The organism is Pseudomonas sp. LP_7_YM, from assembly GCF_004364435.1.
Classification (GTDB): domain Bacteria; phylum Pseudomonadota; class Gammaproteobacteria; order Pseudomonadales; family Pseudomonadaceae; genus Aquipseudomonas.
Map to the genome: position 1 here is coordinate 471,127 of NZ_SOCT01000003.1, position 12,793 is coordinate 483,919.

Below are 12,793 nucleotides of genomic sequence, written 5' to 3' on the forward strand. Positions count from 1 at the left end.
GATGAGCCTGGTGTGAACCGCGGCGGGACGAATAGGCCCCAATGACCGACGAAGATTTTTTGATCCGCTACACAGGTGATCAGGAGAAGCACATGAACAACTGGATCAGCGCCCTCGCCGAGTTTCAAACCCAGGGGCAAGCCTGCGTACTGGTGACGATCATCGACGAGCGTGGCTCTACGCCGCGCAATGCCGGTTCGAAAATGGTGGTCAGCGCCGAGCGGATTTACGGCACCATCGGCGGCGGTCATCTGGAATACAAGGCCATGGAAATCGCCCGCCAGATGCTCGTCAGCGGCAGCCAGCAGACCCGCCTGGAACGCTTCAGCCTCGGCGCCAGTCTGGGCCAGTGTTGCGGCGGAGTGAATGTGCTGCTGTTCGAACCCATGGGTCAGCCCCAGGCACAGATCGCCGTATTCGGTGCCGGCCATGTCGGTCGCGCACTGGTGCCGCTGCTGGCCAGCCTGCCCTGCCATGTACGCTGGATAGACTCGCGGGAAACGGAGTTCCCGACGCACATGCCCGAAGGCGTAACGAAGATCATCAATGACGAGGTCATCGACGAAGTGGATAGCCTGCCGGCTGGCAGTTATTGCATCGTCATGACGCATAATCACGCGCTGGACCTGGAACTGACAGCGGCAATCCTCAAGCGCGGCGATTTCAACTGGTTCGGCCTGATCGGCTCGAAGACCAAGCGCATGAAGTTCGAGCATCGCCTGCGCGAACGAGGCTTCGATCCCGCACTGGTACAGCGGATGCGCTGCCCCATGGGTCTGGCTGAAGTAAAGGGCAAGCTGCCGATGGAAATCGCCGTATCGGTAGCCGCCGAGGTGATCGCCACCTACAACGCCACCTTTGGTGAACAGAGTTCGACGTCCGAACCCGTTGCCAGACTGATGCCCGCTTCCCGCCGAAGCCAGGCGCAATGAACCCTAGAAGAACGAATTGTAAACATGACTATTGAAAAGAAAGCCTACCGCGCCGCTATCGTCCATAGCATCGCCGACCCTGCCGAAGTCGCGGTCCAGGCGTCGTACGAGTACTTCGAAGACGGCCTGATGATCGTCGAAAATGGCAAGATTTGCGCCGTCGGGCATGCCCGCGACCTGCTGGCGACGCTAGGCAGTGATGTGGAAGTGCTGACCTACAAAGACGCCCTGATCACCGCCGGTTTCATCGACACCCATATCCATTTACCTCAGACCGGCCTGGTGGGGTCCTACGGCGAGCAGTTGCTGGACTGGCTGAACACGTACGTATTCCCTGCCGAAAGTCAGTTTTCCGATCCTGCCCATGCTGCCGAAGTGTCCGACATCTTCATCAAGGAGTTGCTGCGTAACGGCACGACTACCGCCCTGGTGTTCGGCAGTCGCCACAAAGAATCGGTGGACGCATTCTTTACGGCCGCCGAGAAGCTCAACCTGCGCATGATCGCGGGCAAGGTGATGATGGACCGCAATGCGCCGGATTATCTGGTGGACACTGCCGAGTCGAGCTATGTCGACAGCAAGGCGCTGATCGAACGCTGGCATGGCAAGGGTCGCCTGCATTACGCGGTCACGCCACGCTTCGCGCCGACCAGCACGCCGCAGCAACTCGCCCTCGCCGGTAAGCTGCTGACCGAGTACCCGGACCTGTACATGCAGACCCACATCAGTGAAAACCTGAAGGAAATCGAATGGGTCAAGGCGCTGTTCCCGGAGCGTAAGCATTATCTGGATGTCTACGACCACTTCAAGCTGCTGGGCGAACGTTCGGTATTCGCCCATGGCGTGCATCTGTGCGATCAGGAGTGCGAGCGCCTCGCGCAAACCGGCTCAGCGATTGCCTTCTGTCCGACCTCCAACCTCTTCCTGGGCAGTGGTCTGTTCAATCTGCCGATGGCCGAGCGGCATAAAGTGAATGTGGGACTGGGCACTGATATCGGGGCGGGTACCAGCTTCTCGATGCTTCAAACGCTCAATGAGGCGTACAAGGTAATGCAGCTGCAGGGAGCCAGGCTCAGCCCCTTCAAGTCGCTGTACCTGGCCACCCTGGGCGGCGCGCGGGCGCTGCGTCTGGAGGACAGGATCGGCAATCTGCACGCCGGCACCGAGGCGGACTTCGTCATCCTGGATTTCAACGCCACACCGCTGCTGTCCTATCGCATGAAACAGGCGACCAGCCTTGAAGAGCGGTTGTTCGTGCTAATGACGCTGGGGGACGACAGAACGGTCAGCGAGACTTATTCGGCGGGGGCTTTGGTGCACAAGCGCTGAGGTTCTTGACAGGTCGTCACAGCGCAAAACCACCGTGGGGTGATCCGCTCACTCCCACAGGTCTTGTATTCGCCGCAATAGCTGCAACGAACTTATACGGTCAAACCGTCGTACTACGCCCCGGCTTTTTCTTCGGCAACATCAGGTGCGAAAACACCGCGTGCAAATCATCGGACGCGCTGTCTTCGTCGAGGCTGAGCTTGCTGTCGATATGGTCCATGTGATGCATCATCAGGCTCACCGCCAGGGTCGCATCACGGGCTTCGATGGCGTCGATCAACTGGGTGTGTTCATCGTAGGAACAGTGTGAGCGGTTGCCGCTTTCGTACTGGGCGATGATCAACGACGTCTGTGATACCAGGCTGCGCTGAAAGCTGATCAGCGGCGCGTTCTTCGCGGCTTCAGCAAGCTTGAGGTGGAACTCACCCGACAGGCGAATACCCGCTCCACGATCCCCTCGGGAGAAGCTGTCGCGTTCGTCACTGACCATTTTGCGCAGCTCGCTGAGCTGTTCGGTACTGGCATGTTCGACCGCCAGTTCAGTGATGGCCTTCTCGACCATGCGCCGGGCGAAAAACACCTGACGGGCCTCTTCGACACTTGGGCTTGCGACCACCGCACCGCGGTTCGGACGCAGCAAAACCACACCCTCATGGGCCAGACGCGACAGCGCGCGGCGAATGATGGTGCGGCTGACCCCGAAAATCTCGCCCAACGCTTCTTCGGACAGCTTGGTGCCGGGCGCCAGCCGCTGTTCGAGAATGGCTTCGAAAATGTGCGCGTAGACAATGTCGTCCTGGGTGCCGCTGCGGCCCACCTTGGCGGTGCGCGGTTGTTTCTTGAGAGGTTGCAACTGATCGTTCATGGGCACTCTTAAAGCTGAATGCGGCGCATTGGCCGTAACCGTGGCTGCTTAATGACAAAAGCAATAGCAGATATCAGTGCAAAGTCACAGTAAAAGTAATGGCGCATTGTACACACTGCGTAAGGTCTTCACAGGTTTCTGCAACGCCTGGCTTTATGCATACAATCAATCAGTTAAAAATAGTTGAATATAAAAAACATTATTTGCATTTGTTGTATACAAAAGCATAATTCATCTGCGTGATTTTCTGACTTTTCAGTCAATAAATTGCGCCACCAACTGATTCGCCTCACGGAGCAGTCACCGCTCTGAAAAACAACAAGAACGTTCCGAGGATTTCATTGTGCAAAGTCGCAAAACCGAAGCTGCGTCGCTGGATACCACGCCACCGCGCACCGGGCTGCTTGAACGCATCTTCAAGCTGAGCCTGCATGGCACGACCGCTCGAACCGAGTTGCTGGCGGGGCTCACGACCTTCATCACCATGGCCTATATCATTTTCGTCAACCCCAATATCATGGCTGACGCCGGCATCGATCATGGCGCCGCGTTCGTCGCCACCTGCATCGCCGCTGCGCTGGGCTGCCTGTTGATGGGGCTGTATGCCAACTGGCCGGTGGGTCTGGCTCCGGGCATGGGGCTCAATGCATTCTTCACCTACACCGTGGTCGGCACCATGGGTTACAGCTGGCAGACGGCGCTGGGTGCAGTATTTATCTCCGGGCTGATCTTCATGGTTCTGACCCTGTCACGCGTCCGCGAATGGCTGCTCAACAGCATTCCGCTGAGCCTGCGTTTTGCGATGGGCGCTGGCGTGGGTCTGTTTCTTGGCCTGATCGGCCTGAAAACCGCCGGCATCGTGGTCGACAGTCCAGCGACGCTGATCAAACTCGGCTCGTTGCGCGAGCCTGGTCCGCTGCTGGCGGCCATCTGCTTTCTGATGATCGCCGTGCTGAGTTATCACAGGGTATTCGGCGCGATTCTGATCAGCATCATCGCCGTGACCCTGGCCGGTTGGGGTCTGGGCCTGGTGCATTACAACGGTATCTGGTCTGCCCCACCGAGCCTGGCGCCGACCTGGATGGCGATGGACATCGCCGGTGTGTTCAACGTCAGCATGATCAGCGTGGTGCTGGCGTTTCTGTTCGTGCACATGTTCGACACCGCTGGCACGCTGATGGGGGTGGCGCAACGCGCAGGGCTGGTGAACGAGGATGGCCGCATCGAAAACCTGTCCCGCGCACTCAAGGCCGATAGCGCCTCAAGCGTATTCGGCGCAATGGTCGGCGTGCCACCGGTCACCAGCTATGTGGAAAGTGCTTCGGGTGTGGCAGCCGGGGGTCGCACCGGACTGACCGCAGTGGCCGTCGGGCTGCTGTTCGTCGCCGCAATGTTCTTCGCACCGCTGGCCGGCATGATTCCCCCTTATGCCACCGCCGGCGCGCTGATCTATGTGGCGATGCTGATGATGGGCGGCATGGCCCATATCGATTGGAACGAGACCACTGACTCCATCCCTGCCGTTGTCACGGCGATCATGATGCCATTGACGTTCTCCGTGGCTGACGGCATTGCCTTGGGCTTCATCACTTATGTAGTGCTGAAAGCGGGCACTGGGCGTTTTAAGGAGATTTCGCCAAGCCTTTGGGTGTTGTGCGCGATCTTCATTGCCAAGTTCGTGTTTTTGTAGCTTCACTGCAATAACGAGCCCTGCGTCTTGCACAGAGATGCGGGCAATTTTCAGATAAAGGAGAAACCCGCATGACGCTGGAAACCTGGCTGCTGTTCGGCGGCGCTGCATTGGTGGTGATTTTGATCCCGGGCCCGCTGTCATTGCTGATGATCGGCAACAGCCTTAACCACGGTCTGCTGCGCTCGTACCCGGCGTTTCTCGGCGGGGTCTGTGCATCAATTTGCCTGCTCAGCGCCTCGGCTCTGGGGCTCGGAGCCTTATTGCTGGCGTCGGAGCAGTTGTTCAGCGCGCTGAAGATCATCGGCGGCCTGTACCTGTTCTATCTGGCCTGGCAGAGCTGGAGGCAATCGCGCCAACCTGCCAGCGGCGCACAGGTACCGGCGGCAGCGAGCAGGCCGGCATTTGGGTCGCTGTTCTGGCGCGCCTTCGTGCTGGGCGCCAGCAACCCGAAGGACATTCTGTTTTTTGCCGCTTTCCTGCCGCAGTTCCTCAAGCCCGGCCAGCCGTTTGCGGGTCAATTGATCACCCTGATCATCACCTGGACCCTGCTGGATCTGGCCTGCAAGCTGTTCTACGGTTTGAGCGCCCAAGGCGCTGCACGCTACCTGCGCACCGGCAAGGGCCAGAGCTGGTTTAACCGTGTCAGCGCAGGCCTGTTCGGCGGCGCGGGCACGGCGGCGCTGCTCAGTCATTGACGCATCGCGCATGCCGGACAGTCATCGAGGTTGCGGCTTGCGAGTCAACCATCAGTGACCACACGCTGAACGAACACCTGAGGCCCCGAATCCATACGGCTACCGGTCCTGACGCCGCCTACCAGTTTTACCAGCCGCCCCTGATCCCGCGCTTCGACCAACGTCTTGAGCGTGTTGTCCCGGGGCCAGGCAGCCGCCCACTCGTCGATCCAGCGGTTGGACAAGGGAATGGCGCTGTTCACGTCAGGCCGGTGTAACTCTACTTGCGCCGCTGAGGTCAGTCGCGTTTTCAACAGATAGAGCTGCTCCTGGCCAGGACGTTGAAACAGTACAACCGAGCGCACCTTCAGTACCGCTTCGTTCGCAGAGACCAGTCGGTAGCCGGCGTGGTTCAGCAGGGCCGACATGAAATCACGCATGGCGGTTTTCGCTGATACGCCCAACTGCGCGCCACCGCTCAAGGTCTCCAAGAGCCGGGTCAACGAGAGTTCTCTGACCAGAAAATCCAGCCGTGTGAAGTCACGCAACGAAGGTCCGTAACTGATCCACAGACGGGGTATGACCGTGTCGGTGGCAGTCATGCGCGAGCCTTCGAGCATCAGCAACGGATCGTTCAATCGGGGCAGAGGTGCATGCTGGCCTTTTTTCCAGGCGTTGAGTGTCGCCTTGATGTTGATCAGCCGGGTGGCCGTCAGCCCAGTGTGAGCCTGATCAGCAGCGTCGAAGATTTTCTCGGCAAGAATCCGGTAGCTCGCCGACGTCAAGCCAGGGCGTGCCTCTTCCACCAGGTCCTGGATCGGTAACCTGAATAGCGGGCCATGTACCGTCCATCGCCCGTTCTGGCAAGACGCCATGCTGGGCTGATCGAAGCGGTCACGGCGGATCATCTGGTTGAGGCCGGAAAAACCATCCTCCAGTGGCGCCGGGTTCTTCAAAAAAACGATCGAAGGATGCCGACTCGCGCCGCAGGGCAGGATGTCATACCGTGAGCCGTCGATCCTGACGAAGCCGGCGCTGGCCGGTTCACCGGGCAGGCGGAAGACCGGCGGCTGGACTTCGATCTGTTGCAGCGCCGTCGCCTCGTCCAGCGGTCGACCCCAGCGTTGCCAATGCTCGACACCCGTGGGCATGGCAGGCACTGCGGATAGGCCGGGCTGTCCCGATGTCAGCCCCTGGGCGGCTGGAGAAGGAGGATCCTTGCGCTTGAGCGGGGGCCCCGGTTGCGGCGCCGGCAAGCGTTCAGTGCGTCTGTACGCCTCGGCCCAATGGGGAATCACCTTGTGCTTCTGGTAGTGAACGGCAAGGTCCAGTTCCAGACGGCGTTGCTGATCCGCCGGGAATTCATAACGATCGAGCAACTCGCGAGCCTGTCGATGAGTAAAGGCTGGATCATCGTGGGCTTTGGCGATGAGTGTTTCAGCGATAGTGGAGCGCACCCCGCCCTTGAGACCGACGTCGCAGTGATACACCCAGGCGCCATTCTCGAAACGTACGGGCGGTTCATAGCCGTGAAGAGGGGTTTTCCTCAGGCGCAGCGTCTGCTCGCCATTGCGCCGATAGACCCCATAAACCCGCCCTTCGCGCTCGATCCACAGTTGACCGTCCTTGAGCCGCGTGCCCAGATCACGACCGGTTTGCGGCACCGCGGTGCTCAGGGAGGTCGGCACCTCGTAGCCATCGAATGGCTTGACTACGTGGCGGCGTAGCCCCGAAGACGCCGCACGAAGGCGCGCACCGCGACGCACCATTCGCGCCAGCACGAAAATACCGGTGGCGCCCGGCACGACCGAAAACACCACATCCAGCACGCTCAAGGCGGTCCCGCCCAGGGCCAGCATGCCGTCATTCAAGCGCCCTTCGCCAAAGGCTTTGGCCGCGTCATGTCCGCCCAACCAGCCGTCCTGGACGCTGACCAGGGTACCGATGCCGGGGAGCAGGCTTAGCCACGCTTTCAAATACCCCAGGCACGCTTCGCTTTCCTGCCAGTTGCGCTCTGTCTGAATGTCGAATCGGCTGCGCGCACTGATGCGGGTCATGCGCTCAAGCATCCAGGCGCGGGCGTGCAACTGCTGCGCGGCGATTTGCAGATCGAGCGCAGGCACGAACTGAATAAAGCCATCGAACCCGCGAGCCAGCGCCTGATTGATGTAATTGGCGTGGCTGGCAACGCGCTGTGGATCGAGCGTACGCTCAGCGAGGTAATTGACCAACGCAGGCTTGCCGAGCAAATGCTGGATCAGCCGCGACCTGGCCAACAGCGGGTCACTGGCCTCGATAATCGGTACATCCGCTGGGGCGTCAGGCAGGTAGATGACCGTGTGGCCCGAATGCTGATGGCGAATCATGCACAGGCCAGCGAGCGTGTGGCTGTCGTGCTCTCCGCTGACCGCAGTGCCCGGCCTGAACTGCAGCCAGTTCATTTCCAGGTCCACGGCATCGGTTTCAGCGGTGCAACGCGCCTGCGCTGCCAGTCGCAGCAACTGATAACCCTCCTCGCTCAGACGTCTGCGGGCGCGTTCGCAGAATGCTTCCAGTTCGATCTTGCGCGCGTAGGGTTGCAGCAGGCGCTCGGCTTCGCGCCGCTCTTGCTCCGGTATCGCCGGGTCCACCCGGAATACCTGCCTTAGCCGGTTACGGTAGCGCTGGGTTACGTCGAGTTGAGGAATGATGGCGTGGAGCCACGCCCCGGTCAGGGCCGGAGCATTATGGATCTGCACGAAATCCAGCCGCCGGGCCATCTGCTCGTCGTCGGCCGCGAAGTTTCGCCGAGCCAGTTCAGAAAGGCTCAGCTGTTCACGGTCGCTGCTCGCGACCCAGGGCGCCTGATAGTTGGTAACCCGGGCGAATTGAGGATCGATGCGGTAGTCGCGCCACACGCTGACCGGCAGATCGACGAAGACCGTGTCCGGATCCAGATCAATGCGCTGATCCTCCTTGACCCGCGCCGCCACCGTTTCTCGAATGAAATCCTCGAAAGAGGGCAATACCTGCTCAAGGTGGCTTTCGAGGGCTTCGGCGCTGGCGTGATAATCAACGAGTCGATGGCAATATTCATCGCGCACGGGTTGTTCGACGTTGCTCAGCCAGGGCGGCATGGGAGCAATCAGTTCCTGAATCGGCTGGTCGTCGGTTTCGTCCGCTGGCAACAGGTCCAGAGGCTGCACGGCAGTAGTGGTCATGGGGATCTCCAGAATGCTGAGGAGTACTGGAGTGTTCACATGCCACGCCGCCAGACGACCTACATATGTATCGGGCGAAAAAAAGCCCGCAGTGTGGGGCGGGCAAGAGAAACGGGGGGCGGAGCGATGAACGGAAAACGCGGGGTCTAGCTGCCGCGATAAGTGGAGTAGCTGTATGGCGATATCAGCAGGGGCACGTGGTAATGGTCCTGGCTGGCATCGATGCCGAAACGAAGCACCACCTCATCGAGGAACGCCTGCTCGCCCAGCTTCACGCCCTTGGCGCGGAAGTAATCGCCAGCGCTGAACTGCAACTGGTAGACCCCGCAGCGGTACTCCTCACCTTGCAGCAAAGGTGCGTCGCAGCGGCCATCGTCGTTGGTCAAGGCTTCAGCGATCTTCTCCAGGCGCTCCCCTTCGATCCGGTACAGCGCAACACGAATTGCGCTGCCAGGACAGCCGTGCGCGGCGTCCAGTACGTGTGTGGTCAGTCGTCCCATGGCGGGTCAGGGCCTCTTCGGTGGTGGGGAGGGGAATTGCACCGTTTCAGTGCGCTCAACGAATGATGACTTAGCAATTAAGACAGTTTTAAGGTTAATTGTACACAATAAATAAATCATTTTCGGGCGCCCTCCGAGCATCACCTGCGAAACCCCCGAACTATGGACTACCGAGGAATATATTGAGATTTTTCTGCAGATCCTGACCACTCAGGCAAGTTTCTTGCAATGAGATTCACCACGAGAAAAGCGAAAAACAGACTTACAAAATCACATTAAGGTTGTATACAATCTATCCCATCGCAGCGGCAGTGCTACGACCTGCATGCGCCTGGACGCAGCATCGACCACAGCACCGCCACAGACAACACGTAGATAAGGAAGATTGCATTGAGCGCCGACTATCCACGCGACCTGATCGGTTACGGCAGTAACCCGCCCCACCCACACTGGCCAGGCAATGCCCGTATCGCGCTGTCGTTCGTACTCAATTACGAAGAAGGCGGCGAGCGCAACATTCTGCATGGTGACAAGGAGTCCGAAGCGTTCCTCTCCGAGATGGTCGCGGCCCAGCCGTTGCAAGGCCAGCGCAACATGAGCATGGAATCACTTTACGAATACGGTAGCCGTGCCGGCGTATGGCGCGTCCTTAAGCTGTTCAAGCAATTCGATATCCCGCTGACCGTCTTTGCCGTGGCCATGGCCGCCCAGCGTCATCCGCAGGTGATCCGCGCGATGGTCGAAGCCGGTCACGAGATCTGCAGCCACGGCTACCGCTGGATCGACTACCAGAACATGGACGAGGCCCAGGAACGCGAGCACATGCTCGAGGCGATCCGCATCCTTACCGACCTTACCGGAGAACGGCCGCTGGGCTGGTACACCGGTCGAACCGGCCCCAACACCCGCCGACTGGTGATGGAGGAAGGCGGCTTTCTCTACGACTGCGACACCTATGACGACGACCTGCCGTATTGGGAGCCGAACAGTCCCACCGGCAAGCCGCACCTGGTGATCCCCTACACCCTGGACACCAATGACATGCGCTTCACCCAGGTGCAGGGTTTCAACAAGGGCGACGACTTCTTCGACTACCTCAAGGACGCTTTCGATGTGCTGTATGCCGAAGGTGCAGAGGCACCGAAAATGCTCTCCATCGGCCTGCATTGTCGGCTGATCGGGCGCCCTGCCCGGCTGGCTTCACTGCAACGCTTCCTTGAATACGTCAAAGGCCATGAGCAGGTGTGGTTCGCCCGCCGCGTGGAAATAGCCCGCCACTGGTACCAGGTTCATCCTTTCAAGGGCAGCGTTTTGAAAGGAGATGCCCAGTGAGCCGCTTCCAGACGCTGACCCCTTCATCCCTCAGCCGCGAAGACTTCGTCAAAGCCTTCGCCGACATCTACGAGCACTCGCCCTGGGTAGCCGAAAAAGCTTATGACCTGGGCTCTGCCAGCGATATCGATGACATCCAGACGCTGCATGCGCGGATGAGCGACATCCTGTTGAGCGCCGATCACGCCAGGCAACTGGCCTTGATCAACGCTCACCCGGACCTTGCCGGCAAAGCCGCCGTGCAGGGCCAACTGACCGAAGCCAGCACCCATGAACAGGCTGGCGCCGGTATCCACCAATGCACGGCTGAAGAGTTCGCGCGCTTCACCGAGCTGAACGAGGCCTACAAGGCCAGGTTCGCGTTCCCCTTCATCATGGCGGTAAAAGGCAGCAACCGGCATCAGATCCTCGCGGCGTTCGAGACACGCATTCATAACCCGGCTGAAACCGAGTTCGCTTGCGCACTGGCCGAGATCAACAAGATTGCGATGTTCCGTTTGCAGGCCCTTTAAACCGACCTTCTCCACGCCAATCCATCAAAGGCAGACAAAAAGAATGAAAGCTTACGCCGCACCCTTCGAAAAATTCGTCAACCTGGCCGATGCCCGGCTGGGCACCAGAATCCTGTCGGTGACCGACGATTGGTTCGCCGACGCCAACCGCCTGTTCCAGCCGACACCTGCGGTCTGGAAAGAAGGCGTGTTCGACGACAACGGCAAATGGATGGACGGCTGGGAATCGCGTCGCAAGCGTTTCGAAGGTTACGACAGCGCCGTGATCCGCCTGGGTGTGGCAGGGTCCATCAAGGGCGTGGACATCGACACCTCGTACTTCACCGGTAACTACCCGCCATCGGCGTCGCTGCAAGCCTGTTTCCTGGCCTCGGGCGAACCGGACGAAAACACCGTCTGGACCGAAGTGCTGTCAGCGGTGGAGCTTAAAGGTGACAGTCACCATTACCATGAAATCAGCGACGCCAAGGCTTACAGCCACTTGCGTTTCAACATCTACCCGGATGGCGGCGTGGCGCGTCTGCGGGTGTACGGCGTGCCGCATCGCGACTGGTCGGCAGTGGCCGACAACGAACAAGTGGACTTGGCGGCAGCGCTCAATGGCGGTCGCGCCCTGGCCTGCTCCGACGAGCATTTCGGCCGCATGAGCAACATCCTCAACCCCGGCCGTGGCGTGAACATGGGCGACGGTTGGGAGACCGCGCGGCGCCGCACGCCAGGCAACGACTGGGTGATCGTGGCTTTGGGGCATGCGGGGGAAGTCGAGCAGATCGTCGTCGACACCCTGCACTTCAAGGGTAATTACCCAGACAGCTGCTCGATCCAGGGCGCCTTTGTCAAAGGCGGCACCGACAGCCAGATTGAAACCCAGAGCCTGTTCTGGCGCGAACTGCTGCCGAGCCAGAAGCTGGAAATGCACGCCGAGCACACCTTCGTGGAGCAGATCAAAGCACTCGGCCCGATCACCCATATTCGTCTGAATGTGTTCCCGGACGGTGGCGTGAGCCGGCTGCGGGTGTTGGGCAAGGTGGCGAAGTAAGGTGGAACATCGTTCCCACGCTCTGCGTGGGAACGCGTGACTGTACGCTGCGCGTCCACTGTGAGTGTGACGCAGAGTGTCACGGGCTGCGTTACCACGCGCACGGTTCGACGCCTCGACGCGGAAACGATCAGTGATCCGTCAATCAATAGAACAGAAGAACCCGCATGCGCAAACTGACCATCGAGCCATTGACCAAAGCAGCCTTCGCCCCTTTCGGTGATGTCATCGAAACCAATGGCAGCGATCATTTCATGATCAACAACGGCTCGACCCTGCGCTTCCATCGTCTGGCCGAGGTTGAAACCGCGACGCCAGACGACAAGGCGATCATCAGCATCTTCCGCGCCGACGCGCTGGCCATGCCGTTGACCGTCAGCATGCTGGAGCGTCATCCGCTGGGCAGTCAGGCTTTTATTCCGCTGCTCGGCAACCCTTTTCTGGTCGTGGTCGCGCCACCTGGCGATGAACCTGAACCGGAGTTGACCCGCGCCTTCATGACCAATGGCAGGCAGGGTGTTAATTACCATCGCGGCGTCTGGCACCACCCGGTGCTGACGATCGAAAAGCGGGATGACTTCCTGGTGGTTGATCGCAGTGGCAGTGGCAATAACTGCGATGAGCATTTCTTCGAAGAGAGTCAGAGGATGATTCTCGATCCCCACCAATAAGAAGGGTCTGACTGCTCGTGAAGTAGCACAAGACTAACGGTAAAGA

11 protein-coding genes are annotated in these 12,793 nt (G+C 59.7%); 8 read left to right on the forward strand and 3 right to left on the reverse strand.

Annotated features, from left to right (window positions below; all coding sequences use genetic code 11):
• Window positions 1–92 precede the first annotated feature (92 nt).
• Both xdhC and guaD read left to right on the forward strand, forming a co-directional pair.
• On the forward strand, window positions 93–932 hold the full coding sequence (gene xdhC / locus EC915_RS11175) for a xanthine dehydrogenase accessory protein XdhC (protein ID WP_133750578.1): 840 nt from the start codon (window positions 93–95) through the stop codon (window positions 930–932).
• A gap of 24 nt (window positions 933–956) precedes the next feature.
• Window positions 957–2,261 (forward strand): guanine deaminase, encoded by a 1,305-nt coding sequence (guaD, locus tag EC915_RS11180; protein WP_133750579.1) that lies wholly within the window; start codon window positions 957–959, stop codon window positions 2,259–2,261.
• Between the two features lie 100 nt (window positions 2,262–2,361).
• Here the strand turns inward: guaD and EC915_RS11185 are convergent, their stop codons facing one another.
• Window positions 2,362–3,126: a GntR family transcriptional regulator gene (locus tag EC915_RS11185; RefSeq protein ID WP_133750580.1), complete on the reverse strand. Its 765-nt coding sequence runs from the start codon at window positions 3,124–3,126 to the stop codon at window positions 2,362–2,364.
• A 343-nt stretch (window positions 3,127–3,469) separates the two neighbouring features.
• Here EC915_RS11185 and EC915_RS11190 point away from each other — a divergent pair, with 343 nt between their 5' ends.
• Window positions 3,470–4,816 carry an NCS2 family permease gene (locus tag EC915_RS11190; protein ID WP_133750581.1) on the forward strand — a complete coding sequence of 449 codons (1,347 nt, stop codon included), beginning with the start codon at window positions 3,470–3,472 and terminating at the stop codon, window positions 4,814–4,816.
• Between the two features lie 71 nt (window positions 4,817–4,887).
• Window positions 4,888–5,514 (forward strand): LysE family translocator, encoded by a 627-nt coding sequence (locus EC915_RS11195; protein WP_133750582.1) that lies wholly within the window; start codon window positions 4,888–4,890, stop codon window positions 5,512–5,514.
• 44 nt (window positions 5,515–5,558) lie between these two features.
• On the opposite strand, the gene EC915_RS11200 is transcribed toward EC915_RS11195, so the two are convergent.
• Together EC915_RS11200 and uraH are read right to left on the reverse strand one after the other, a co-directional pair.
• Window positions 5,559–8,693 carry a dermonecrotic toxin domain-containing protein gene (locus EC915_RS11200; RefSeq protein WP_133750583.1) on the reverse strand — a complete coding sequence of 1,045 codons (3,135 nt, stop codon included), beginning with the start codon at window positions 8,691–8,693 and terminating at the stop codon, window positions 5,559–5,561.
• A gap of 146 nt (window positions 8,694–8,839) precedes the next feature.
• The gene (gene uraH, locus EC915_RS11205) at window positions 8,840–9,193 is read right to left on the reverse strand and encodes a hydroxyisourate hydrolase (RefSeq protein ID WP_133750584.1); all 354 of its coding nucleotides are present in this window, start codon (window positions 9,191–9,193) and stop codon (window positions 8,840–8,842) included.
• Window positions 9,194–9,583: 390 nt separating this feature from the next.
• Between uraH and puuE the strand changes: the two genes are divergently transcribed.
• The 4 genes from puuE to EC915_RS11225 all read left to right on the forward strand — a co-directional run bounded on the left by puuE (window position 9,584) and on the right by EC915_RS11225 (window position 12,747).
• On the forward strand, window positions 9,584–10,525 hold the full coding sequence (gene puuE, locus EC915_RS11210; RefSeq protein ID WP_133750585.1) for an allantoinase PuuE: 942 nt from the start codon (window positions 9,584–9,586) through the stop codon (window positions 10,523–10,525).
• Window positions 10,522–11,037, forward strand: a complete 516-nt coding sequence (uraD, locus tag EC915_RS11215) for a 2-oxo-4-hydroxy-4-carboxy-5-ureidoimidazoline decarboxylase (protein ID WP_133750586.1) — start codon at window positions 10,522–10,524, stop codon at window positions 11,035–11,037. Before puuE ends, uraD begins: the two co-directional genes overlap by 4 nt.
• 43 nt (window positions 11,038–11,080) lie before the next feature.
• The gene (gene alc, locus EC915_RS11220) at window positions 11,081–12,076 is read left to right on the forward strand and encodes an allantoicase (RefSeq protein WP_133750587.1); all 996 of its coding nucleotides are present in this window, start codon (window positions 11,081–11,083) and stop codon (window positions 12,074–12,076) included.
• A 167-nt stretch (window positions 12,077–12,243) separates the two neighbouring features.
• Window positions 12,244–12,747 carry an ureidoglycolate lyase gene (locus EC915_RS11225; protein ID WP_133750588.1) on the forward strand — a complete coding sequence of 168 codons (504 nt, stop codon included), beginning with the start codon at window positions 12,244–12,246 and terminating at the stop codon, window positions 12,745–12,747.
• The last annotated feature ends 46 nt before the right edge of the window (window positions 12,748–12,793 follow it).

Coding starts and splice junctions, on each gene's coding strand:
- uraH (WP_133750584.1), bottom strand. CDS start 9,193: ATGGGACGACTGACCACACACGTACTGGACGCCGCGCACGGCTGTCCT.
- alc (WP_133750587.1), top strand. CDS start 11,081: ATGAAAGCTTACGCCGCACCCTTCGAAAAATTCGTCAACCTGGCCGAT.
- EC915_RS11225 (WP_133750588.1), top strand. CDS start 12,244: ATGCGCAAACTGACCATCGAGCCATTGACCAAAGCAGCCTTCGCCCCT.
- guaD (WP_133750579.1), top strand. CDS start 957: ATGACTATTGAAAAGAAAGCCTACCGCGCCGCTATCGTCCATAGCATC.
- EC915_RS11195 (WP_133750582.1), top strand. CDS start 4,888: ATGACGCTGGAAACCTGGCTGCTGTTCGGCGGCGCTGCATTGGTGGTG.
- EC915_RS11185 (WP_133750580.1), bottom strand. CDS start 3,126: ATGAACGATCAGTTGCAACCTCTCAAGAAACAACCGCGCACCGCCAAG.
- EC915_RS11200 (WP_133750583.1), bottom strand. CDS start 8,693: ATGACCACTACTGCCGTGCAGCCTCTGGACCTGTTGCCAGCGGACGAA.
- xdhC (WP_133750578.1), top strand. CDS start 93: ATGAACAACTGGATCAGCGCCCTCGCCGAGTTTCAAACCCAGGGGCAA.